Annotated in this window: 25 protein-coding genes; 20 read left to right on the top strand and 5 right to left on the bottom strand. The window is 34.1% G+C overall.

Going from position 1 to position 24,139, the window contains the following annotated elements:
• From hxlA to ACA31_RS09045, 9 genes are all read left to right on the top strand, one after another.
• Window positions 1-587: 3-hexulose-6-phosphate synthase (gene hxlA / locus ACA31_RS09085; RefSeq protein WP_057511676.1), on the top strand; the 587-nt coding region annotated here is incomplete at its 5' end.
• A gap of 1 nt (window position 588) precedes the next feature.
• The gene (hxlB, locus tag ACA31_RS09080; RefSeq protein ID WP_057513004.1) at window positions 589-1,137 is read left to right on the top strand and encodes a 6-phospho-3-hexuloisomerase; all 549 of its coding nucleotides are present in this window, start codon (window positions 589-591) and stop codon (window positions 1,135-1,137) included.
• Window positions 1,138-1,509: 372 nt separating this feature from the next.
• Window positions 1,510-2,856 carry an alanine/glycine:cation symporter family protein gene (locus ACA31_RS09075; protein ID WP_057513003.1) on the top strand — a complete coding sequence of 449 codons (1,347 nt, stop codon included), beginning with the start codon at window positions 1,510-1,512 and terminating at the stop codon, window positions 2,854-2,856.
• 252 nt (window positions 2,857-3,108) lie between these two features.
• Window positions 3,109-4,470 carry an AMP-binding protein gene (locus ACA31_RS09070; RefSeq protein ID WP_057513002.1) on the top strand — a complete coding sequence of 454 codons (1,362 nt, stop codon included), beginning with the start codon at window positions 3,109-3,111 and terminating at the stop codon, window positions 4,468-4,470.
• Window positions 4,470-5,612: a thiolase family protein gene (locus tag ACA31_RS09065; protein ID WP_057513017.1), complete on the top strand. Its 1,143-nt coding sequence runs from the start codon at window positions 4,470-4,472 to the stop codon at window positions 5,610-5,612. Before ACA31_RS09070 ends, ACA31_RS09065 begins: the two co-directional genes overlap by 1 nt.
• Window positions 5,584-5,946: a hypothetical protein gene (locus ACA31_RS09060; RefSeq protein WP_057513001.1), complete on the top strand. Its 363-nt coding sequence runs from the start codon at window positions 5,584-5,586 to the stop codon at window positions 5,944-5,946. The genes ACA31_RS09065 and ACA31_RS09060 overlap by 29 nt, the downstream gene beginning before the upstream one ends.
• A 1-nt stretch (window position 5,947) precedes the next feature.
• On the top strand, window positions 5,948-6,211 hold the full coding sequence (locus ACA31_RS09055; protein ID WP_057513000.1) for a hypothetical protein: 264 nt from the start codon (window positions 5,948-5,950) through the stop codon (window positions 6,209-6,211).
• A 154-nt stretch (window positions 6,212-6,365) separates the two neighbouring features.
• On the top strand, window positions 6,366-7,766 hold the full coding sequence (locus ACA31_RS09050) for an MFS transporter (RefSeq protein ID WP_057512999.1): 1,401 nt from the start codon (window positions 6,366-6,368) through the stop codon (window positions 7,764-7,766).
• A 142-nt stretch (window positions 7,767-7,908) separates the two neighbouring features.
• Complete coding sequence (locus tag ACA31_RS09045; protein ID WP_057512998.1) at window positions 7,909-8,349, top strand: ASCH domain-containing protein; 441 nt, start codon at window positions 7,909-7,911, stop codon at window positions 8,347-8,349.
• 260 nt (window positions 8,350-8,609) lie between these two features.
• On the opposite strand, the gene vraX is transcribed toward ACA31_RS09045, so the two are convergent.
• On the bottom strand, window positions 8,610-8,780 hold the full coding sequence (gene vraX / locus ACA31_RS13370; RefSeq protein WP_057512997.1) for a C1q-binding complement inhibitor VraX: 171 nt from the start codon (window positions 8,778-8,780) through the stop codon (window positions 8,610-8,612).
• A gap of 268 nt (window positions 8,781-9,048) precedes the next feature.
• On the opposite strand from vraX, the gene isaB reads away from it, so the two are divergent.
• Entirely contained in the window at window positions 9,049-9,558 is a 510-nt protein-coding gene (isaB, locus tag ACA31_RS09035) for an immunodominant staphylococcal antigen IsaB family protein (RefSeq protein ID WP_057512996.1), read from the top strand.
• Window positions 9,559-9,635: 77 nt separating this feature from the next.
• Here the strand turns inward: isaB and thiD are convergent, their stop codons facing one another.
• Window positions 9,636-10,466, bottom strand: a complete 831-nt coding sequence (gene thiD, locus ACA31_RS09030) for a bifunctional hydroxymethylpyrimidine kinase/phosphomethylpyrimidine kinase (protein WP_057512995.1) — start codon at window positions 10,464-10,466, stop codon at window positions 9,636-9,638.
• A gap of 376 nt (window positions 10,467-10,842) precedes the next feature.
• Between thiD and ACA31_RS09025 the strand changes: the two genes are divergently transcribed.
• The 4 genes from ACA31_RS09025 (at window position 10,843) to ACA31_RS09010 (ending at window position 13,859) form a co-directional block, all read left to right on the top strand.
• Complete coding sequence (locus ACA31_RS09025; protein WP_301335884.1) at window positions 10,843-11,523, top strand: uracil-DNA glycosylase; 681 nt, start codon at window positions 10,843-10,845, stop codon at window positions 11,521-11,523.
• 2 nt (window positions 11,524-11,525) lie between these two features.
• Window positions 11,526-11,915 carry a DUF5327 family protein gene (locus ACA31_RS09020; RefSeq protein ID WP_057512993.1) on the top strand — a complete coding sequence of 130 codons (390 nt, stop codon included), beginning with the start codon at window positions 11,526-11,528 and terminating at the stop codon, window positions 11,913-11,915.
• Window positions 11,916-11,939: 24 nt separating this feature from the next.
• Window positions 11,940-12,302, top strand: a complete 363-nt coding sequence (locus ACA31_RS09015) for a DUF423 domain-containing protein (protein ID WP_057513016.1) — start codon at window positions 11,940-11,942, stop codon at window positions 12,300-12,302.
• Window positions 12,303-12,365: 63 nt separating this feature from the next.
• Complete coding sequence (locus tag ACA31_RS09010) at window positions 12,366-13,859, top strand: APC family permease (protein ID WP_057512992.1); 1,494 nt, start codon at window positions 12,366-12,368, stop codon at window positions 13,857-13,859.
• Between the two features lie 225 nt (window positions 13,860-14,084).
• On the opposite strand, the gene ACA31_RS09005 is transcribed toward ACA31_RS09010, so the two are convergent.
• The 3 genes from ACA31_RS09005 to hemQ form a co-directional block, all read right to left on the bottom strand.
• On the bottom strand, window positions 14,085-14,537 hold the full coding sequence (locus ACA31_RS09005; protein ID WP_057512991.1) for a threonine/serine exporter family protein: 453 nt from the start codon (window positions 14,535-14,537) through the stop codon (window positions 14,085-14,087).
• An 11-nt stretch (window positions 14,538-14,548) separates the two neighbouring features.
• Window positions 14,549-15,316, bottom strand: coding sequence for a threonine/serine exporter family protein (locus ACA31_RS09000; protein ID WP_172793169.1), 768 nt, complete (start codon window positions 15,314-15,316; stop codon window positions 14,549-14,551).
• 550 nt (window positions 15,317-15,866) lie between these two features.
• On the bottom strand, window positions 15,867-16,616 hold the full coding sequence (hemQ, locus tag ACA31_RS08995) for a hydrogen peroxide-dependent heme synthase (protein ID WP_057512989.1): 750 nt from the start codon (window positions 16,614-16,616) through the stop codon (window positions 15,867-15,869).
• A 170-nt stretch (window positions 16,617-16,786) separates the two neighbouring features.
• On the opposite strand from hemQ, the gene pta reads away from it, so the two are divergent.
• The 6 genes from pta to ACA31_RS08965 all read left to right on the top strand — a co-directional run bounded on the left by pta (window position 16,787) and on the right by ACA31_RS08965 (window position 24,128).
• Window positions 16,787-17,773 (top strand): phosphate acetyltransferase, encoded by a 987-nt coding sequence (gene pta / locus ACA31_RS08990; protein WP_057512988.1) that lies wholly within the window; start codon window positions 16,787-16,789, stop codon window positions 17,771-17,773.
• Window positions 17,773-18,609 (top strand): lipoate--protein ligase family protein, encoded by an 837-nt coding sequence (locus ACA31_RS08985; protein WP_057512987.1) that lies wholly within the window; start codon window positions 17,773-17,775, stop codon window positions 18,607-18,609. Before pta ends, ACA31_RS08985 begins: the two co-directional genes overlap by 1 nt.
• A gap of 596 nt (window positions 18,610-19,205) precedes the next feature.
• Window positions 19,206-20,129 carry a mevalonate kinase gene (gene mvk, locus ACA31_RS08980; RefSeq protein WP_057512986.1) on the top strand — a complete coding sequence of 308 codons (924 nt, stop codon included), beginning with the start codon at window positions 19,206-19,208 and terminating at the stop codon, window positions 20,127-20,129.
• A 5-nt stretch (window positions 20,130-20,134) separates the two neighbouring features.
• A complete protein-coding gene (mvaD, locus tag ACA31_RS08975; protein WP_057513015.1) occupies window positions 20,135-21,118 on the top strand; it encodes a diphosphomevalonate decarboxylase in 984 nt (327 codons plus the stop codon).
• A gap of 12 nt (window positions 21,119-21,130) precedes the next feature.
• Window positions 21,131-22,207, top strand: a complete 1,077-nt coding sequence (locus ACA31_RS08970; RefSeq protein WP_057512985.1) for a phosphomevalonate kinase — start codon at window positions 21,131-21,133, stop codon at window positions 22,205-22,207.
• A 316-nt stretch (window positions 22,208-22,523) separates the two neighbouring features.
• A complete protein-coding gene (locus tag ACA31_RS08965) occupies window positions 22,524-24,128 on the top strand; it encodes an alpha-glucoside-specific PTS transporter subunit IIBC (protein ID WP_057512984.1) in 1,605 nt (534 codons plus the stop codon).
• Window positions 24,129-24,139 lie beyond the last annotated feature (11 nt).

Below are 24,139 nucleotides of genomic sequence, written 5' to 3'. Positions count from 1 at the left end.
CAAAACTTGCGAATAAAGTTAAAGATTATGTAGATATCGTAGAAATTGGGACACCAATCGTTATTAATGAAGGTTTACCAGCGGTTCAACATTTAAATGATAATATAGAAGGCGTAAAAGTACTTGCAGATTTAAAAATTATGGACGCTGCTGACTACGAAGTAAGCCAAGCAGTTAAATTTGGTGCAGACGTAATAACAATTCTAGGTGTTGCAGAAGATGCATCTATTAAAGCAGCAGTTGAAGAAGCACATAAAAGTGGCAAAGAATTATTAGTAGATATGATTGCAGTACAAGATTTAGAAAAACGCGCTAAAGAGTTAGATGATTTAGGCGCAGACTATATCGCCGTTCATACGGGTTATGACTTACAGGCCGAAGGTCAATCTCCTTTAGAAAGTTTACGTAAAGTTAAATCAGTTATTACTAATTCTAAAGTAGCTGTTATTGGTGGTATTAAGCCAGATACAATTAAAGAAGTTGTAGCAGAAGGACCAGATTTAGTTGTAGTTGGTGGCGGTATTGCTAACGCAGACGATCCAGTTGAAGCTGCTAAACAATGTAGAGACGCGATTGAAGGCAGATAATATGACTGAGATTACAAATTATCGCTTAATATTAGATGAATTAGACCATACACTGTCGCATGTTAAAGATAGTGAAGCAAAAGCGTTTTTAACACAAGTGGTTGAAGCGAATCAAATATTTGTTGCAGGCAAAGGTCGTTCAGGCTTTGTAGCAAATAGTTTTGCAATGCGTTTAAATCAATTAGGTAAATACGCGCATGTTGTGGGTGAGTCTACGACGCCGTCTATTACTGAAAATGATTTGTTTGTTATTATCTCTGGGTCAGGTTCGACAGAGCATTTAAGATTATTAGCAGATAAAGCTAAAACTGTAGGTGCAGAAGTTGTATTATTGTCGACAAACCCGGCTTCAGCGATAGGTGAACTTGCAAATGCAGTTATTGAATTACCGGCAGGGACGAAATATGATGCTGAAGGTTCAGCACAACCCTTAGGTAGTCTATTCGAACAAGCATCACAAGTGTTTTTAGATAGTATTGTTTTAGACTTAATGACTGAGTTAAAAGTTGATGAAGAAGCAATGCAACAAAACCACGCAAATTTGGAGTAACTATAATTTGAGTGTTAATAAAAGTGAAAAAGTGTCGACAAAGTAACCTACTTTGTCGACACTTTTTTTGCTCCCTTTTCGCCGGTAAAACCTTATCCTGTAGTCTTCGGTTAGCGCGTTTATCTTAAAAGTAGGCGCAAGTCTCTGTTGTTTTTAATTAGTACCATAATTTATTTTAATATTAAAAATAATAAGTTTAAAAATTCAAAAGAAACTTAATTAGAATGTATAAATGAATTTTAAAATAGCAACTAATGGTTAAAAATAAAACAAACAGGGGATAATATAAAAAAATAGTTTAGTTATCTTTAGACTATTTTCACCTAAATCTATGACAATTTGATTTTAATACATTATTAAAGGGGAGATATAATGGAAAAAATCGTTGCTTTTTCAGATTGGCTTTGGGGATTTCCTTTAGTTACTTTACTATTAGTTGCAAGTTTGTATTTAACAATAAATTTGAAATTTATTCAGTTCAGACATTTCTTTTATATGATGAAACAGACTTTTGGGAGTATCAATAAAAAACCAAAAGGGGAAGGCACAATCACACCGAGGCAAGCACTGACTTCTGCGCTATCATCTACGATAGGCGCCGCGAATATTGTTGGGGTGCCTACTGCTATCATGATGGGTGGCCCTGGTGCTGTCTTTTGGATGATGGTAATTGCATTCTTAGGAATGGCTTTAAAATTTAGCGAAAACGTACTCGGTGTACATTATCGTGAAAAAAACAAAAAAGGCGAATTTATTGGTGGACCTACATATTATATGAAAAAAGGTTTTAAAAACAAAAAAATAGGTACCATTTTTTCTACCATCTTTGCTTTTGCGCTAATGATTGAGCTCATACCAAGTATTATGGTGCAAGGTCATTCGGCTGCAAGTACTGTTCATGATACATTCGATATACATATGGGTGTAACCGGTATTGTTTTAGCTATTCTTGCAGCATTAGTCGTATTTGGTGGTATTAAACGTATTGCATCATTTGCTGAGAAGATTGTACCAATTATGGTAGGTTTATATTGTTTCTTAGGATTTACTATTATTATAATGAATATCACTCAAGTGCCTCATGTCATTGCGCTTGTTGTTGAACAAGCTTTTAATCCTAGTGCAGCTTTAGGTGGAACATTCGGTGCAGCACTTGCAACTACAATTCGTTGGGGATTTGCTAGAGGAATATACTCTAATGAAGCAGGACTTGGTACGTCACCTATTGCCCATGCAGCTGCAAAAACGGATCATCCTGTACGTCAGGCTTTTTGGAGTGTTAGTGAGATTGTAGTTGATACGCTTGTCGTGTGTAGTACGACTGCTTTTGTTGTGCTTGTTTCTGGTGTTTGGAAATCAGAAGATGCAAAATCACAATCTGCAGCTCTCACAGCCAGAGCGTTTGAAGATGCTTTTGGACAATTTGGCAGTATGAGTGTATCGATATCGATGTTATTTTTCGTGTTTTCAACGGTTATCGTCGTGATTTTTTACGGCTCTAGAATGGCAGAATTTTTATTTGGATTAACAGGTGCTTGGATTATGAAAGTCGTTTACGTAATATCATTAGTCGTAGGTGCTTTGGGTGCAGCAACACAACTATGGGATTTATTAGATTTAGCACTTGCAATTGTACTTATACCTAACGTTATCGCTGTCCTCATACTTTCACCAAAAGTAAAATCGTTAACTATAGATTTCTTTGAAAATTATAAATAAATTTTCTATGTTAATAGAAAGGCCCTCTCTACAAATGCAGTGGGGGATTTTGGTATGCGTATATCTATATAATTGAGTTTAAGTAAAATATTAACGAAAAGTTAAGCGTGTTAATGGGATTTGAAATAATAGTTTCATCTAATCTTAAAGAATCACGAATAAAATTTATCAGTGATTCTTTAAAGCTAAACGACTATAATGAATGTTAACATGTATAGTATTAAAGTTTACAATTAGAAGGATGACATGCAAATGGAAATATTAGAAAAGATTGATCAACATGCACAATCACAGCCACATTGTCTTGCGTTGCAATTTGATGATTTAAAGTACAATTATAAACAGTTAAAGATCAATATCGAATTAGTAGTTGAAGATTTAGCGAATATTCCTAGTTATCAATTTGTAGCACTGGTTATGAAAAACCCTATGGAGACAATCATATATTATTGTGCATTGTTAAAGAGAAATTGTATTCCTTGCATATTAGATTTTCAATGGTCAAAAGGACAGATAGACACATTGTTAGAACATTATGGGATTGCTTATGTAATTAATGAGGAAAAAGAAGTAATAAGTGAACGCATTAAAGATAATCAATTAAAATGGGATGATGATTTATTACATATTGGTTTTACTTCAGGAACGACGGGCTTACCAAAAGCGTATTATCGCAATGAGAAATCATGGTTATATTCATACAAGGAAAACGAAAAGCTTTTAGAAGATCCTGTTAATATACTCGTTGCACCTGGTCCCTTATCTCATTCTTTGTCTTTATATGCTTGTATATATGCACTGTATAGTGGCAGAACATTTATAGGACAACGTCAATTTGAGGCGCCATTATTATTACAAACGATTGAAAAAGCATCTGAAACAGTTGCCATGTTTTTAGTACCGACAATGTTAACATCATGTTTGTCTGACAATTATAAAATGAAACAAGTGCGCTATATTTTTTCTACTGGTGATAAGTTACTACCAGATACAAGAAATAAAGTACATAAATATATGCCACAAACTATATTAATAGAGTTCTTCGGAACATCTGAAGCAAGCTTTATAAGTTATAACTACAATAATGAAGCTCCTTTTAATTCTGTTGGTTTACCTTTTTCAAATGTGCAAATACACTTGGCACATCAAGACGGACAAGGTGTAGGTGTGTTACATATTAAAAGTAATATGGTATTTAGTGGTTATGTAAATCATGATATTTCACAAAGTAAATCGTTAGAAATTGGTGATTTTGCTTCACTTGATCATAACGGATATCTCTATTTGCATGGACGTCAGAGCGACCGCATGATTATTGGTGGTCGGAATGTTTATCCATCTGAAATTGAAAGTGTAGTACAAGCATATGATTATTTTAATGAAGTATGTATAGTGAGTGAACCACATTCGAAGTTTGGAGAAATTGCAATACTACTTTATACAGGCAAACAAGATATGTCTTATCAGTCTTTGAAAAGTTTTTTGTCACCACATTTAGCAAGATATCAAATACCATCTAAATTAATTAGAATAGATAAAATGTACTATACAGAAAGTGGAAAAATAGCTCGTAGACTAATGAAGGAACGTTATTTAGAAGGAGAGTTTAAATGATGAAAGAAGCGGTAATCGTTGCAGCAAAACGTACAGCATTTGGAAAATATGGAGGAAAGCTTAAGCATATAGAGCCAGAAAACCTCATAAAGCCATTATTTACACATTTCAAAGAAGTATTTCCAAATTTGATGTCAGATATAGATGACGTTATTCTAGGTAATGTCATAGGTAATGGAGGCAATTTGGCTAGAAAGTCCTTACTCGAAGCTGAACTAAATCAGCACATCCCGGGTGTAACTATCGATAGACAATGTGGTTCAGGTTTAGAAGCCGTATTACAAGCTTGCCGTATGATACAAGCAGGAGCAGGTACGATTTATATGGCAGGAGGCGTAGAAAGTACGAGCCGTTCGCCTTGGAAAATAAAACGACCTCAATCTGTTTATGATACGCAATCACCAGAGTTTTTTGAACGTGCATCGTTTGCTCCTGAGAGACAGGACCCTTCTATGATTGAAGCAGCTGAAAATGTAGCTCGAACTTACAACATTTCAAGAACGGCACAAGACTATTATGCATGGATGAGCCATCAAAAAACGATGGCTGCATATGAAAATCAAATCATTTCTCGAGAAATAATTCCATTTCAAGTCAAGGGAGAAACATTTCAGCAAGATGAAAGTATTAAACCAAAGTTAACTGAACGGACTTTGAATCGTTTGAAGCCGCTCTTACCTGAAGGAACAGTTACTGCTGGAAATTGTTGTATGAAAAATGATGGTGCAGTGTTATTAATGATTATTGAAAAAGAAACTGCCAAAGCATATGGTTTTACTAACGGGTTGGCATTTACTGATGGTGTAACTGTAGGTGTAGACCCAAATGTATTAGGGGTTGGTCCTGCACCAGCAGTAAAACGGTTATTAGACAAAAATCAATATACTATTGATGAAATAGATGCTGTTGAATTGAATGAGGCCTTCGCATCACAGGTGTTAGCAAGTCAAGAAATGTTGCAATTATCTGATGTAAAATTAAATGTTTATGGTGGGGCGATTGCTACGGGACATCCATACGGTGCAAGTGGTGCAGCTTTAGTGACGCGCTTGTTTCACATGGAAGCATATCAAAGAACGATTGCTACAATGGGAATAGGAGGAGGAATGGGCAATGCATTATTGTTTGAAAGATGGACATGAAGAGAAAGAAATCATATTTAATAAAGATGAAGTCATGGCTTATAATCAATACTTTAACCAATATCCATTAAATAAAGTACCTCCTTTATACTGTGCAAAGTTATGGCCAAAATTTAAGTTGTTTCAGCAACATGCCAAGCGTAATATTTTGCTGAAAGAGACAGAAATTAATCAATTAAATTCACTTAAAATGAATGAAACGTATCTTGCGCATATGTATATTGCTGAGAAAAAGAAAATAAAAAAAATTATGAAATATACTTTTAAATTAGAAATAACTAAGAATAGTGAAAACTATATTTCGATTAAACAAATATTTTTGGAGCACATATAGCATGATACAAATAACAGCAGAACAAGTGAAGGAATATTTGAGTTTAATCAATGATAAAAACCCAGTGCATAAAAATATAGTACCTGGTCAAATGATTGTGCAATTTGCGCTCGCGAATAAAAAAATAGCGTGGGTATCGTACAAAGTGAAATACGTGGCATCGGTTGAAATGAATGAAACTTTAGAATTTGAACTTGTGTCACATGAAAAAGTGGTAATTTCTAATCAAAGTGGTGATGTTAAAATTTTCATTAATAAAATATAAAAGTGAGATTTAATATTTTATTATATTTATATTCAATTAAATGTAATAACACTCTTAAAATTATTAAAGATATAAAGTAATAAATAGATATCAATTTGACAATGCAAACTAACTCCGTATAATAATATAACATGTTAAAAGGAGTGAGTTATTCATGGATTTTGATAAAAGTAAAATAAATAAAGTGAATCCTAAAACGGCTAAAAAAACAGTGTTTGCCACAGGTATAGGTAATGCTATGGAATGGTTCGATTTTGGGTTGTATTCTTATTTAGCGGTAATACTCGGACAAAATTTTTTCAGTTCGGTAGAAAATGATCAACTCAAAACCATTTTTACATTTGCAACATTTGCAATCGCGTTTCTACTACGACCTGTTGGTGGTATTATCTTTGGCATTATTGGAGATAAATATGGTAGAAAAGTAGTACTAACCACGACCATTATTATGATGGCGTTCTCGACATTGTTCATTGGCTTATTACCTACATATGAACAAATCGGTATTTGGGCTCCAATATTACTATTACTAGGTAGAGTGCTACAAGGATTTTCAACAGGTGGAGAATATGCGGGTGCAATGGTGTACGTTGCAGAATCTTCTCCAGATAGAAAACGAAATACGCTTGGTTCTGGACTTGAAATAGGGACGTTATCGGGTTATATTGCTGCCTCGGTAATAACAGGATTACTATTTTTCTTTTTAAATGATGATCAAATGGCTACATGGGGTTGGAGAATTCCATTTATCTTAGGATTATTTTTAGGTATTTTTGGTTTCTATTTAAGAAGAAAATTAGACGAATCACCTGTTTATGAAAATGAAATTGCAACAAAATCAAAAAGAGATACAATTGGTTTCTTAACTATTATTAGATATTATTATAAAGATATCATTGTATGTTTCGTAGCAGTGGCGTTCTTTAATTGTACTAATTACATGGTAACTTCATACATGCCTTCTTATTTACAGCAAATTGTAAAACTTGATAGTACAACAGTTTCTGTAGTTATTACAATTGTAATGGCTGTAATGATTCCATTAGCATTAATGTTTGGGAGAGTTGCTGATAAAATTGGCGAGAAAAAAGTATTCTTAATTGGATTAATTGGAACAGCTGTATTGAGTATATTTGCCTTTTCACTTTTCCAATCAACTTCAATCATCTATGTAATTGTTGGTATCTTTATTCTAGGTTTCTTCTTATCAACATATGAAGCGACAATGCCTGGCTCCTTACCGACGATGTTTTATACACATATTAGATATAGAACATTAGCAGTAACATTTAACGTATCTGTATCATTATTTGGTGGCACAACACCATTAATTGCTTCTACACTTGTAGCGAAGACAGGAGATCCCTTATCTCCTGCATATTACTTAACTGCGATGAGTATTGTTGGTATTATCGTCATTTCATTATTGCATGTGAGTACTTCTGGTAAATCACTTAAAGGATCTTATCCTAATGTTGAAAGTGACGAAGAATATGAATACTATGCAGAAAATCCTGAAAAGGCGATGTGGTGGGCTAAAAATAAACGCGTATAAAACATGATTTTTAAAAATTTAGCTTATTTGGATCAAAACAATCGACGGAGTTATGAAACTTTGTCGATTGTTTTTTTATGTTAATTTAAAATAATACGGTACAATAATAAGTAACATAACGAGTGAATTTAGGAGGATAACTATGACAGTAGAAACATATTGGAGATCTTTTATCGAAGCATTTCCAGAATATAAAGGTGTGCAATTTGATGCATGGTCTTTTGGTGTCGACGAAGATGAATTAGCTAATTTAGTGAAAAAGGGTATCAAAACTGCGACGACAAGTGGATTAGCGTCTTATAAAGTAGAGGAAGAAACATTACCACAAGTCGGTGATATCAGTGTTGTATTAAATGAAAAAGGGAATCCGCAATGTATCATTGAAACTACACGTGTTTACCAAACGCCATTTAATGAAGTTACTGAAGAACATGCATATCTTGAAGGTGAAGGAGATAAGTCGCTGGCTTATTGGCGTCAAGCACATATCGAATTTTTCAAATCATATTATACTGAATTAGGGATTCATTTTGATGAAACAGAAATCATGGTGTGTGAAGAATTTAAGTTATTGTATGTATAAAAAGAGCGGTACATAAGTTAGAACTGCTTCGAGTATTCTCTCCAAGCACAACAAAGGGGACAATCTTTGTCTAACTATGTACCGCTCATAGGGTGAGTGTTTATAGGGTTGTGTTATTCAAAGGCAACATAAGGGGACAACTTATGTTGCCTTTATTCTTTTTAAATTTCTAATTTCTAAAGGGGAGTTAAGTGCATATATTCTTCTGAATACTTCTTAAAGCTAAATTTTGAAAAGTCTAAGGTGTAAAGTGAATGTTATTAATAGGTTAGTTTCACATTATCAACATTACTTCCAAGTAGAGAGAGTAACTTATATAATTCATTCATGCTGAAATTTTCATCAAATTTAACAGAAATTGTTTTGAAAGTTTTAGTGATAATTTCATATATTGGGTTACCATTTTCAAAAGCCTGTTTGTATATCATCATGCTGTGATTCCCTCCTTTTCTCTCTACACTTAATATACTAATAGATTTTCTTGAAAAATACATGAGTCTTCAGTATCAACTTTGTATCAGACTTATGTCGTATATGATTTGAAAGGTGAAAAGTATGTAAAAATGAATATTTAAAAATATATTTAATAGGAAAAATGATGAGTGAAATAAAGGGTGAGGATTGAACTTTTTTGAATTATAGTGTAAATTGTAACTGAGAGATATCATTTTTTAAAATTCAAGCTTGGAGTGATAATGAATGAACAAATTTGCAAAGACTTTTGTAGCATGTAGTGTCGTATTTGGTACTACAGTAGGCCTAAGCATTGCTAACGAAAACATATCACAAAGTGAAGCACAAGCAGAAACGACGCAACCTTATTATGATTATCACGGTTACACAGCTAAAGGCGGAGATTTTGTATTAGATCAATCCTTTTATAATGGATTAAAAGCAGGTAATGTGACTTTTAATGACATTAAAGTGAATAGCAAATATGATTCGGGTTCTGAAAGCAAAGTGATTTATGATCAAAAATTCGAAAAAGTAAATGGTAATAAAGCTAATTCAGTAGAATTTGATATAGCGGAAGATGCGGTAAGTTTACAAGATATGAGAGTGCAATTTGGACAAAACTTTGAATATCAACCAACGCTTCATGGGGATAAAGTAAACAGCTCCGATGGTTCATATGGGTATGAAGTAGGTGAAGGTTATATTGTATTTCATATGAATGATGGCTATGTAACGAGTGCGACTGTATCATAAAGTGTATATAATACACAAAAAACCAAGCAGAAATATATTCAATTTCTGCTTGGTTTTTTTAATTGATATCGTTGTTTTTAAACTTCTGTAACGTCAACATCGATGTGTTCAACACGGTTATATGCACCATGGTCAACGGGACCTACAAAGTCATTCATCTTCCAACCATTTTTAATTGCAGAAGCAACAAAAGCTTTGGCAGCAATAACTGCTTCTCTTGGTGTTTTCCCGTTTGCTAAATACGCAGTAGTTGCAGCTGCAAATGTACAGCCTGCGCCATGATTATAGCTTTGTTGGAACATATCAGTAGTTAATTGGTAGAAATGTTCACCATCATAGTAAAGGTCATATGATTTATCTTGATCTAAAGCTTTACCGCCTTTAATAATGACATGCTTCGCACCTTGTTTATGAATGATTTCAGCGGCTTTTTTCATATCATCTATTGACTTTAAAGTACCTAGATTTGCAAGTTGTCCCGCTTCGAATAAATTTGGGGTTACGACAGTTGCTTTAGGTAATAAATGCTCAATCATTGCGTCAGTGTTGCCAGGGTTTAATACTTCGTTTTCCCCTTTACAGACCATCACTGGATCAACGATAAAATAGTCAGCACCAGATTCTTCATATGCTTCACCAGCACGTTTGATAATTTCTTTTGTACCAAGCATACCTGTTTTCACAGCATCTGGGTGGATTGAGATCGCTGTCTCTAATTGTTTCTCAAATACATCAAATGGAATTGGCGTTACGTCATGAGACCATGTTGCTTTATCCATTGTAACGATTGATGTCAGAGCAACAATGCCGTATGTCTCTAACTCTTGAAATGTTTTTAAATCTGCTTGCATACCTGCACCTGCGCTTGTGTCTGAACCTGCAATCGTTAATGTTTTTTTCAATGCCATGAATCTTCACTCCTAAATTTCTTTTGTACATATCATACCACGTTTGTCGAGTATTCTAAATAATGACCTTTTAAATAGTGAACAATATTTAACGACTTTGTATAATGTAGGTTATTTTTTTATGAAGTGAAATAGTATTAATTATAATATGTTTGAAATATCTTAGAGAATTACCTGAGGTGGTCTAAAGGTTTACAAGTGCTAAGACACTTGCATAAGTAGTGCTAATCTTGCTAACGCAAGAAGTACTACTTTACATGCATAAGAACTACTATTTTCTCGTGCGCGAGTATTTAAAAAAATGATTACCTGAGCTGAAGCTCATGCATAAGTGTTACTAATCTTGAGTACAAGAAGTAACACTAAATATGTTAAAATGTTTACTGAGGTGAGAGGGAATATGGAATGGTCAGATGTTTTTCATGAAATTACTACACGACATGACTTTAGTGGGATGCACGAATTTTTAGAAAAAGAATATACTACAGAAATTGTATATCCAGATAGAGAGAATGTTTATCAAGCATTTGATTTAACACCATTTGAACAAGTGAAAGTTGTCATACTAGGTCAAGACCCATATCACGGACCGGATCAAGCACATGGCTTAGCTTTCTCAGTACAGCCAGATGCTAAGTTTCCACCTTCATTGCGTAATATGTATAAAGAACTTAAAAATGACATAGGTTGTGAAAGAACAACACCACATTTACAAGATTGGGCACGCGAAGGTGTTTTGTTATTGAATACAGTCCTGACTGTCCGTCAAGGCGAGGCACATTCACATAAAGAAATTGGCTGGGAACTTTTTACAGATGAAGTGATTAAAACAGTATCTGAACAATTAGAAAATGTTGTGTTTATTTTATGGGGAAAACCCGCACAACAAAAAATAAAATTGATAGATACGTCGAAGCATCATATTATCAAATCTCCACATCCAAGTCCTTTATCTGCTTATCGTGGTTTCTTTGGTTCAAAACCGTATTCTCAAGCAAATACGTATTTACAAGAAAATGGTCAAGCGCCTGTAAATTGGTGTGAAGGTGAGGCATAAACATGGAAAAAGATAAGATCATACAGTTAATTGAGCAAGAATTAGTAGCAGCGGATGAAGCAAATCATAATGCTGAATTTGAAAAGCATATTTATGCTATTCATACATTGACTTCCCTTATTACTGGGTCGACAAGTCAGCATAAAAGTTATAAAGATAATACGTATGATGTTTCTTCATCATTCCAAACATCTACTATAGTAAGTAATGGTATTTCAAATTCGCAATCAGCTTCTAAAAAACAGGATGTATCTGCAGAAGAGATTCGAGCAATGGGGGGTAGAACATCACAACCCGCCCCTCAAAGTAGCGTTTCTGACACGTCACTTACATCTAACAAGTTGGTTACTGATGATGAAATAGGTAATGGAGATTCAATATTTGATTTTTAATTAAGAAGGGAAGTAAATAGCATGATGAAAGTATTTATTATATTAGGTGCATTGAACACAATGATGGCAGTTGGAACTGGCGCATTTGGTGCACATGGCTTAGAAAATAAACTATCAGCAAAATATTTATCAGTATGGGAAAAAGCAACGACTTACCAAATGTATCATGGTCTAGGATTACTCGCGCTTGGAATCATTAGTGGTACAACTTCAATTAATGTGAATTGGGCAGGTTGGCTCATGTTCTTCGGTATCGTCTTTTTCAGTGGTTCATTATATATTTTGGCATTAACTCAAATCCGTATTCTTGGCGCAATTACGCCAATCGGTGGGGTTTTATTCCTCGTAGGTTGGTTAATGCTAATTATCGGAACATTTAAATTATAAATTTTTAATTGTTATAGAATTCATCTTGTGGGTATAATACAGTCCATGAGGTGAATTTTATTTATGAGTCAAAATGGTAAGGAAAAGGAAATAGATAGAGGAGATTTAAAACAAAACTTATCTGAAAAATTTGTGTGGGCTATTGCCTATGGTTCGTGTATAGGCTGGGGTGCATTTATCCTGCCTGGTGATTGGATTGGTCAATCAGGCCCTATATCTGCAGCGATAGGTATTGTAATTGGTGCATTATTGATGATACTGATTGCAGTAAGTTATGGTGCTTTAGTTGAACGTTTTCCAGTTTCGGGTGGAGCATTTGCATTTAGTTTTTTAGGATTTGGAAGGTACGTTAGTTTCTTCTCATCCTGGTTTTTAACTTTTGGATATATATGTGTTGTAGCTTTAAACGCAACAGCATTTAGTTTATTAATTAAGTTCTTACTACCAGATATATTAGAAACTGGTAAGTTATATACTATTGCAGGATGGGATGTTTATATAACTGAGATTCTTATCGCATCGTTATTATTAATTGTCTTTATGTTTATAGCAATTAAAGGTTCAAGTGTATCAGGGTCTCTACAGTTTTATTTCTGTGTAGCAATGGTTATAACAATCTTATTACTATTTTTCGGTTCATTCTTTGGAAATAACTTCTCTTTTGAAAATCTACAACCGTTAACTAATGAAAAAGAAGGTTGGTTCACATCCATTATTATGATCGTGGCAGTAGCACCATGGGCGTATGTTGGGTTTGACAATATTCCACAAACAGCAGAAGAATTTGATTTTGCGCCGAATAAAACATTTAAATTAATCGTTTATAGTTTGCTTGCCGCAGCATTTACCTATGTATTAATGATTTTATACACAAGTTGGTTAAGTAGTTCATCGACAAGTTTAAACGGTAATTTATGGTTAACAGGTGCTGTGACACAAGAAGCATTTGGTTACATTGGTTTAGCAGTGCTAGCAATTGCAATTATGATGGGGATATTCACTGGTTTAAATGGTTTCTTGATGAGTTCAAGCCGTTTATTATTCTCAATGGGACGTTCAGGCATTATGCCTTCTGTATTTAGTAAATTGCATAAAAAATATAAGACACCTTATATTGCAATTTTCTTTTTAGTTTCTGTTACATTAATTGCACCGTGGCTAGGTCGTACTGCATTAACATGGATTGTTGATATGTCTTCTACAGGTGTATCAATTGCTTACTTTATTACATGTTTATCAGCAGCAAGACTCTTTAGTTTTGATAAATCAAGTAACACATACGGACCTGTATATAAAGTTTTTGCGATATTAGGTTCAATCGTTTCATTTGTGTTCTTACTGTTATTATTAGTTCCTGGATCACCAGCGGCACTTTCAACACCTTCGTATATCGCATTAGGTGGTTGGTTAATCATTGGTTTAATCTTCTTTATTGTACGTTATCCAAAACTGAAAAATATGGATAATGACAGATTAAGTAAACTTATTTTAAACCAATCAGAAGATGAAATAGTAGATTTAATTAATAAAAATAAATCAGATAAAGCGAATAGCTAGTTGTTTTTGCGAATAATAATCATGTTTTTTGCATGTAAAATTATATAATTTCTAATATTTAAACTCGGATTATAGATTTTTATATGAGCCCTTCAATAGAGATACAGTAAAAGTGTCTATATTGGAGGGCTTTTATTATTATAAAAATGATGTGCAACAAAAAACCTGAGAAAAATCATTTGTATCAATGATTTTTCTCAGGTTTTTGATTTAGCATAATGTGTTTTAAATTCTTTTCTTACGTATTTTTGTGCCAGACACAATAAGTTTCGATATTTGATCAGCAAAAAGTAATCCTAAAGCGATAGCACCAGCAATTAAAGTCACTTCCAACATTGTATTAATTGCTTTACTAAACTCTAATAGAATCAAGTTTTTTGTTGCATCGAATGCAAGGCCACCAGGCACAAGGGGGATAATACCTGGAACCATAAATATAATTACGGGTTCTTTTTTATATCGTGCCATGATGTGACTTAGCATACCTAACGCAATGCTTCCAAAGAAACTAGAATATATAGTATGGAAATGAAAACCTTCATAAAATAAAATATAAAACATCCATCCACATGCTCCTACAATACCAACTGTATTGTATAGGCGTTTTGGCACATCAAATATCACACCAAAGAAAAGGGAAGCAGTATAACTAAATATTAAATTTAAAATCCAAAACATAGACATTGCTCCTAAAAAATAATGAGTATGGTACCTACACCGGCGCCTATACCAAAAGCAGTCACTAGGGCTTCTAATGATTTAGTGGTAAACATTAACATATGGCCACCAAATAAATCTTGAATAGCATTTGTTATTAAGACCCCAGGCACGATTGGCATCACTGAAGCTATTATGATAGTAGATATCGAACCACCAGGTATTAAATGGTGTCCCGAAACAGTTATGAGACCGATGACAATCGCGCCCATAAATTCTGGAATAAACTGGGCATGTAGTTTCCGTTGAAGCGTTTCTACAACAATGAAGCCAAAGGACCCAGCCAAAATAGCAGTAAGTACATCTGTTAAGATACCACCTTGAAGATATAAAAAACTCGCTGCGATAATAGCGGCAGCAATAAATTTAAAAATTAGATCATGGTTAATGCTTTGTTCATGATATATTTTTTGCAATTCTTGAAAGGCATCTTCAAGTGAAATGTCACCTAAAGCAAGCCGTCTAGAAATACCATTTGTTCTTGATATGCGATGAAGATTTGTATCTCGCGTTTTAATTCTGAAAATTCTAGGATAAGATTCGTTATGTAACATGAAGTTGATAACTGTATTTGTTACGAAACTATTGCTCTCTGGATAACCTAAGGTAGTAGCAATCCGAGTCATTGTATCTTCAACTCGGGAGCCTTCTGCACCGGATTCCAACAGAATGCGTCCTGCGAGCAAAATGACATCTTTCGCCATTCTTTCATCATAACTTTCAACTGTTTGATTGTATATTGTCATCTAATCACCAATAAAGAAGTATTTAACTAAAGCTATGTTTTTGTATTCATAGCATAGAAATAAGTTATTAAGTTAATAATTTTTATTGTAACACTTTACTCATAGAAATTGTTAGAAGAATCAGAAAGTAAGTTAAGCACTTTATAAATTTTAAAAAATAACATTTTATACAATTAAAGTAATTTAAATATGTTTCAAGTTTCGTAAATAGGCTAAAATAATATTAGTTAACTGTTTCAGACAAATATTGAGTAGCGACAATATTTAACAGTTAATACTTAAATTAAGTAGTGATTAAAGTTCTCCCAAACACACTACACAGACTCAGGCACACTTGTTCAATGACTAGTGTGCCTTTTTACTCGCTCTAGCTTTCAACTCGTTGAAAGCTAGAGGCGTAAGCATGGGAACTACAAGTAGCAACGAGTTGAAAGCTAGAGCGAGTTATGAGTTATGTAAAGACATAAAAAAGCCGACAAAGTTGGATACTTTGCCGACAGTCTTATAGGTTTTCATTAATATAAATGGACTTGTTTATTGTATTTTATATTGAAAATAGATTTTGTAAGACATCTTTTGTGATGATATTACCTACGAAGAAACTACCAAAGTCGCCATAGCGCGCAGTTGTTTCATCAAATCTCATTTCATAAACAATTTTTTTGAATTGAAGTGGGTCTTCTGCAAAAAGTGTAACGCCCCATTCATGATCGTCAAAACCAACAGATCCAGTGATGAATTGTTTGATTTTACCTGCATATTGGCGACCAATCATGCCGTGGTCATGCATAAGTTTCTTTCTATCTTCAAGTGGTAACATATACCAGTTATACGTTTCACCACGACGTTTATCCATTGGATAGAAACAGATATATTCAGTACGAGGTAATTCTGGGAATAATCTTGGTTTAATATGAGGGTTTTCATATGGATCTTCATCTGATTTTCCTGCAAGATAATTACCTAATTCTATGATAGAAACATAAGAATATGTTGGAATTAAGAAATCTGTGATTTTTAATTTATTAAATTCATTTTCAAAAGCATTTAAATCTTTCATTTCTGGACGTAATACCCATAAAAGAAGGTCTGCTTTTTGACCAGTAATATTATAAAATGCATGATCTCCTGCATTACTTGTGCGTGCTTCTTCATGCTTATTTAAAAACGATTGTAACTCTTCCACGAGAGATTGACGTTCTTCTTCTGGAACTAAACGTAAAGTAGTCCAATCAATAGCATATAATAAATGTAAACTATACCAACCGTCTAACGTTTCTGGTACTTGTGGCATTGTAAATCGCTCCTTTGTGAAAAATTCTATGTCTTCACTATAAAATTCTACCATAAAGGTAGTGTTAAAACATAAGTAAATGATTACAAATTAGTGACATGGAATTCTATAAAAAAATGACGTATACTATATAGTGTAAATAAATAGATTTAAATTTCGAGGAGGCCCCTATGTCTTTATTAGATGTATTACAAGAAAAAATTTCAGGAAAAAATGTGAGAATCGTATTACCCGAGGGTGAAGATGAGCGCGTATTAACAGCAGCAACACAATTACACAATACGGAATATGTTACGCCGGTAATATTAGGTAATGAAGCTAACGTGAAGGCTTTAGCTAATGATAAAGGATTAGATATCTCTAATATTGAAATTATCGATCCAGAAACAAGTGAATTGAAACAAGAGTTAGTAACTGCTTTCGTTGAACGTCGTAAAGGTAAAGCGACTGAAGAACAAGCGCAAGAAATGCTGAAAAATGTAAACTACTTTGGTACAATGCTTGTTTATACTGGTAAAGCTGAAGGGCTAGTCAGCGGTGCAGCACATTCTACAGGCGATACAGTTCGTCCAGCGTTACAAATTATTAAAACGAAACCTGGTGTTTCAAAAACATCTGGTGTTTTCTTTATGATTAAAGGAGAAGAGCAATATATCTTCGGCGATTGCGCAATCAATCCAACACTTGAAGCACAAGACTTAGCTGAAATTGCAGTAGAGAGTGCAAAAACGGCTAAAAGCTTTGACATGACACCTCGTGTAGCAATGTTAAGTTTTTCAACTAAAGGTTCTGCAAAATCAGACGATGTTGAAAAAGTAGCAAATGCAGTAAACTTAGCTCAAGAGAAAATTGAAGCTGACAATATTGAAGATGTTGTTGTAGATGGTGAATTTCAATTCGACGCAGCAATCGTACCAGAAGTTGCTAAGAAAAAAGCGCCAGACGCAAAAATACAAGGCAATGCTAATGTGTTTATCTTCCCAAGTTTAGAAGCAGGTAATATTGGATATAAAATCGCTCAACGTTTAGGTGGTTTTGATGCAGTAGGTCCAGTATTACAAGGACTTAATTCTCCAGTGAATGATTTATCTCGTGGTTGTTCAACAGAAGACGTGTATAACTTATCAATCATCACTGCAGCGCAATCATTACAATAATGGATTTAGCAAGCAAATACTTTAATCATATAGATTGGCGTTATATTGACCATTCTTCTGGGTTAGCGCCTATGCAATCATTTGCATTCGATGATACATTTTCAGAAAGTGTTGGTAAAGATTTATCATGTAATGTTGTACGTACTTGGATACACCAACATACAGTCATTTTAGGTATACATGATTCACGCCTGCCTTTTTTACAAGACGGCATTCGTTATCTTACTGAAGAACGTGGCTATAATGCGATTGTAAGAAATTCAGGAGGATTAGGTGTAGTCTTAGATCAAGGTATACTCAATATTTCACTCCTCTTTAAAGGTAAACACGATATTACAATAGATGAAGCTTTTACAGTGATGTATTTATTGGTTGCGAAAATGTTTGAAGATGAAGACGTAGATATTGAAACACATGAAATTGAACGTTCATATTGCCCAGGGAAATTTGATTTAAGTATTAATGGTCGGAAATTTGCAGGCATTTCACAAAGACGAGTACGTGGCGGCATTGCTGTACAAGTATATCTTTGTGTAGAAGGTGATGGCAGTGAACGCGCTGATATGATGAAATATTTTTATGAACGCGCATTAAAGGACGAAGAAACAAAATTTATTTATCCAAATATCGACCCACAATGCATGGCATCTTTAGAGTCATTATTAGGTAAAACCATCACTGTTCAAGACGTAATGTTTAAGTTGTTATATGCCCTTAAAGATTTAGGGGGACGATTAAATATGGAACCTATAACAGATGATGAATGGCAACGCTATGAAGGTTATTTTGAAAAAATGATTGAACGTAACGCCAAGATTAATCAAACAATGGATTAAATAATTATTAAGACCAGAAACGGTACTTTTTTATTAAAGTAACGGCGCTGGTCTTTTTTATAGTTAATATAAAAAATATTGACATAAATCTTTCTAATTGTTGAATTATAGAAACTAAATAAGTAATATAGGAAAAGTGTAGTTTAAAATTAGCTATTTTAAATAAAATTCCGTAAAATCATGTTAACTTTTTGAATATAAGGCTATAGAGTTTTATAATGGGAAGGTATTGATTATAATTAGTAGCAGGTATTAACTTTTGAACGGTGATTCTGTTATTTAAATAAAAATAAACAAAGCAACTATGACTAGAGTTGTATGGCATAATATAAAATTTATGAGATAATGTATAATAAAGTGTGTAAAATTAGTTAAGGTTGAGTATTTTCCTATAGAATACGAGCAGTCTTTTCAAATTAATAATGATAAAAGACATATTAGATTCGCTGACAAATAGACTTAAAACACAGAATTTCCCAGGAAATTCCAAGCAGAATTCATTATGGTGCTCTGAAATGATTAAAATAAGTGTGGTCTGTAATGTCTAGCGTACTTAAAATATAAAACTAAAGAAAATACTAAAGGTGATTGAGAATATGACACAACAAGGATATGGGGAAGCAAATGGAAAAGTTATATTAATTGGTGAACATGCTGTTACATTTGGCGAACCAGCAATTGCGATTCCATTTACGACCGGGAAAGTGAGAGCGAAAATAGAATCTATAGAAGAACCTCTTTCTTCATGTATTAAAAGTGATGTATATGAAGGTGAGTTAATTAATGCCCCAGAACATTTAAAGGCAGTAATAACTCGTTTTGTAGAAAAATATGAAATCCAAACACCTATAAAAGTTTCGATTGATACAAATTTACCACCATCTAGGGGACTAGGCTCAAGTGCTGCAATGGCGGTTGCTTTTGTGCGTGCAAGTTTTGATTATCTCGATAAACCATTAACTGATGAGGTATTGATAGAAGAAGCCAATTGGGCGGAACAGATTGCACACGGTAAACCAAGTGGTATTGATACACAAACGATTGTATCGAATAAGCCAGTATGGTTTAAACAAGGTAAAGTAACGACATTAAAGCCATTAGAATTAAATGGTTACATGATCGTTATTGACACGGGCGTACTCGGCTCTACGAAACAAGCAGTAGAAGACGTACATAATTTATGTAAAGCAGATAGTGAGTACCTAGAACATGTGAAACATATTGGTCAACTTGTATACGAAGCAAGTGACTCTATAGAGCATCATAACTTCGAAAAATTAGCCTCTATCTTTAATTTGTGTCAAGAAAGCTTACGTACATTAACGGTAAGCCATGATAAAATCGAAACATTACTTGAGGCAAGTAAACAACAAGGCGCTATTGCTGGAAAATTAACTGGCGGCGGTCGCGGTGGTAGTATGATTGTACTTGCTTCAACCTTAGAAGTGGCTGAGAAAATTGTTGAAAGTGCGCAAGACTTAGGTGCACATCACACATGGATTGAATATTTAGGAGGTTAATGACGTTGGTTAATAGTAGTAAAGCACGTGCACATACAAATATTGCGCTAATAAAATATTGGGGTAAAGCTGATGAAACTTATATTATTCCGATGAATAATAGTTTATCGGTTACATTAGATCGCTTTTATACTGAAACTAAAGTGACATTTGATGAGAGCTATACTAAAGATACGCTTATTTTGAATGGCCAAGCAGTAAATGACGCAGAAGCGGCTAAGATACACCGTTTTATGGATGTGTTCCGCGAATTAAGTCAAACCTCAATGTTTGCATATATTGAAAGTGATAATTATGTTCCTACAGCAGCAGGGCTAGCATCTTCAGCAAGTGCCTATGCGGCATTAGCAGCAGCTTGTGATGCAGCTTTGAATCTTGGGCTAACAGGTAAAGCGTTATCTAGATTGGCACGTAGAGGGTCAGGATCAGCTTCTAGAAGTATCTATGGCGGTTTTGTAGAATGGGAAAAAGGGTGTGATGATGAGACATCATACAGTTTTCCTATTGAAGCAGGTAATTGGGAAGACGATTTAGCAATGATATTTGTAGTCATTAATAATAAATCGAAAAAAGTTTCAAGTCGTGCCGGTATGTCACTTACACGTGATACATCACGTTTTTATCAATATTGGTTAGACCATGTGGATGAGGACATAGCGTCAGTTAAGCATGCAATAAATCAAAAAGACTTTAAACAATTAGGCGAAGTGATTGAAGCCAATGGTTTGCGCATGCATGCAACAAACTTAGGTGCACAACCGCCGTTCACTTATATGGTCGACGACAGCTACTTAGTGATGGATATTGTAGACCAATGTCGTAATGCGGGTCATCCTTGTTACTTTACGATGGATGCCGGTCCTAACGTTAAAATTTTAGTAGAACAGAAAAATAAACAAGCGGTTATTGATGCATTACATAAATCGTTTAAAGAAGACCAAATCATTGCGAGCGACATTACACGTACAGGTGTAGAAATTATTGAGTAAGGAAGAGATAAAATGATTCAAGTTAAAGCACCAGGGAAGCTATACATTGCAGGTGAATACGCAGTTGTCGAACCTGGATATAAATCAATATTAATCGCAGTAGACCGATTTGTAACTGCTTCTATTGAAGATTCAAATGCACCTAAGGGCACAATACATTCTAAGACCTTACATCATGAACCAGTCACATTTCAAAGACGTGAAGATAAAATTGTAGTTTCAGATTTAAATGCTGCTAAACAATTGAAGTATGTCATCACAGCAATTGAAATCTTTGAACAATTTGTAAGAAGTAATAATATGCCTTTAAAACATTTCAATTTAACAATTGATAGTAATTTAGACGATACAAATGGGCATAAATATGGTTTAGGTTCTAGTGCAGCCGTCTTGGTATCAGTTGTTAAAGCTTTGAATGAATTTTATGGTATGCATTTATCTAATTTGTATATTTACAAACTTGCAGTTATTGCAAATATGAAGTTACAAAGCTTAAGTTCTTGTGGTGATATTGCTGTCAGTGTTTATACTGGTTGGTTAGCTTATAGTACGTTTGACCATGAATGGGTATCACAGCAAATCGAAGATACGTCAGTCAATGATGTATTGAATAAAAACTGGCCTGGACTTCATATCGAACCGTTACAGCCACCAGAGAATATGGAAGTGCTTATAGGTTGGACTGGGTCACCAGCTTCATCACACCATTTAGTGAGTGAAGTAAAACGCTTAAAATCAGATCCTACCTTTTACGGTAAATTTTTAGAACGCTCTCATTTATGTGTTGAGAAGTTGATACATGCTTTTAAAACGAATCATATTAAAGGCGTGCAACAAATGATTCGCATCAACCGTGAGATTATTCAATCTATGGATAAAGAAGCGACAGTTGATATTGAAACTGCACATTTAAAAGTGTTGTGTTCTGTAGCTGAAAAATATGGTGGTGCTGCTAAAACATCAGGTGCAGGCGGTGGAGATTGTGGCATAACGATAATCAATAAAGGTGTTAATAAACAACGCATTTACGATGAATGGTTAGCAAATGAAGTAAAACCTTTAGAGTTTAATATATATCACGGTCAATAATGAAAATGAACAGTATGAAGCTGAGGCATAAATATATGTCCCACTCACTACTGTTTTTTATTTTTGTTGAAATTGAGTAAAAGTAAACTATGGAGCGACCAAATCATAAGAGACTGATAATCAACGCATAATACGTTGTTGTTAATTTGAATACCTCTAAATAAATCAATGGAAAATTTACCTCTTAATGAAAAAAAAACCAGTTGTAGAAATGAATTGCCTAAATATGCGGATGTTATTGAACTCATTGAGATTAAAGCATATTATCAACTTAAGAAAGCGTTTACAAATATGCAGTGATAGAAGGGTGATTATTATGAATTTTGGACGTATGTTTGGAGATGCGATTCGTAGGTTTGGTGGGGCAATGATTGTTCCAGTATTATTATTTCCATTCTTCGGGATTATTATTGGCATAGCTACACTGTTTAAAAACGAGGCGATTATGGGTCAGCTGGCTGATCCTAATGGTTTATGGTTTCAAATATGGTCATTAATTGAAAATGGTGGATGGACTGTATTTGAAAATATAGAACTTATTTTCGTTATCGGCTTACCTATATCACTAGCTAAAAAATCAGCTGGTCATGCAGTAATGTCTTCGGTAGTAACTTATATGATGTTTAATTATTTTATAAATAGCATATTAACAACATGGGGACCTGCTTTTGGCGTGGACTTTAAGGGTGATGTGGCAGAAGTCACAGGTATTACTGAACTCGCAGGTATTAAAACGTTAGATACAAATATTATTGGTGCACTAATCATCTCAGGCATTGCTATTTGGTTACATAATCGATATTATGATAAGAAATTGCCAGAGTCATTAGGAATATTCCAAGGTTCGCCGTTTGTTGTCATGATTTCATTCTTTGTAATGATTCCTTTAGCATTTTTAACAAGTTGGGGATGGCCTATAGTTCAAGGATGGATTGCTTCGTTACAAGTGTTTTTAGCCTCATCAAGTTACGTTGGCGTATGGCTTTTCCACTTTTTAGAACGTATTTTAATTCCTACAGGCCTACATCATTTCATATACACGCCATTTGAATATGGACCGGCAGTCGTTGATGGTGGTATTAAATCGTATTGGATTTCTCATTTAACTGAGTATTCTCAAACAACAAAACCACTAAAAGAAATTTTTCCAGGTGGTGGCTTTTTATTACAAGGTAATATTAAAATGTTTGGTTCAATTGGTATAGCACTTGCGATATATTCAACGGCAAAAGCACATAAAAAGAAAGAAGTTGGAGCATTATTATTAGCGGCTACTTTAACAGCCGTGTTTGCAGGTATCACAGAACCATTAGAATTTACGTTTATTTTTATAGCACCGTTTCTATTTTTAATTCACGCTATACTTGGAGCAACAATGGTGACAATTATGCATGGATTTGGTCTTGTAGGTAATTTAGGTGGTGGCTTTATTGAAATCGCAGCAACCAATTGGATTCCGCTGTTTGGTTCTCATTGGGGAACTTACGTTGCTCAATTTATTATAGGAATTATATTCATATTCATTTATTATTATCTATTCAGATTTATCATCCTAAAAATGGATATACCTATGCCAGGTAGAGAGAAAGAGGATGATATAGATACTAAGCTCTATACGAAGCGTGATTATAAGGAAAATAAAAACAAAAAAAACAGTGATAAAAACGAATATGAAAAAAAAGCTGCGATTTATTTAGAAGGCTTGGGTGGCACTGAAAATATTGCTGATATAACCAATTGTGCAACAAGATTACGTGTGACCGTCAAAGATCCTGAAAAAGTAGAAGAAGATGGCTATTTTAAAGCAGTAGGTGGTGCGCATGGACTCGTGAAAAGCGGTAAAAATGTGCAAGTTATCGTAGGGCTATCGGTTCCTCAAGTGAGAGAAGCGGTAGAACAAATTATTAAACACGAAGAATAAGAATGTAAAAT

Source organism: Staphylococcus sp. NAM3COL9 (assembly GCF_001431205.1).
Classification (GTDB): Bacteria; Bacillota; Bacilli; order Staphylococcales; family Staphylococcaceae; genus Staphylococcus.
Note: the sequence above shows the minus strand (reverse complement) of the source record. Positions and strands in the feature narration are given on the sequence as shown.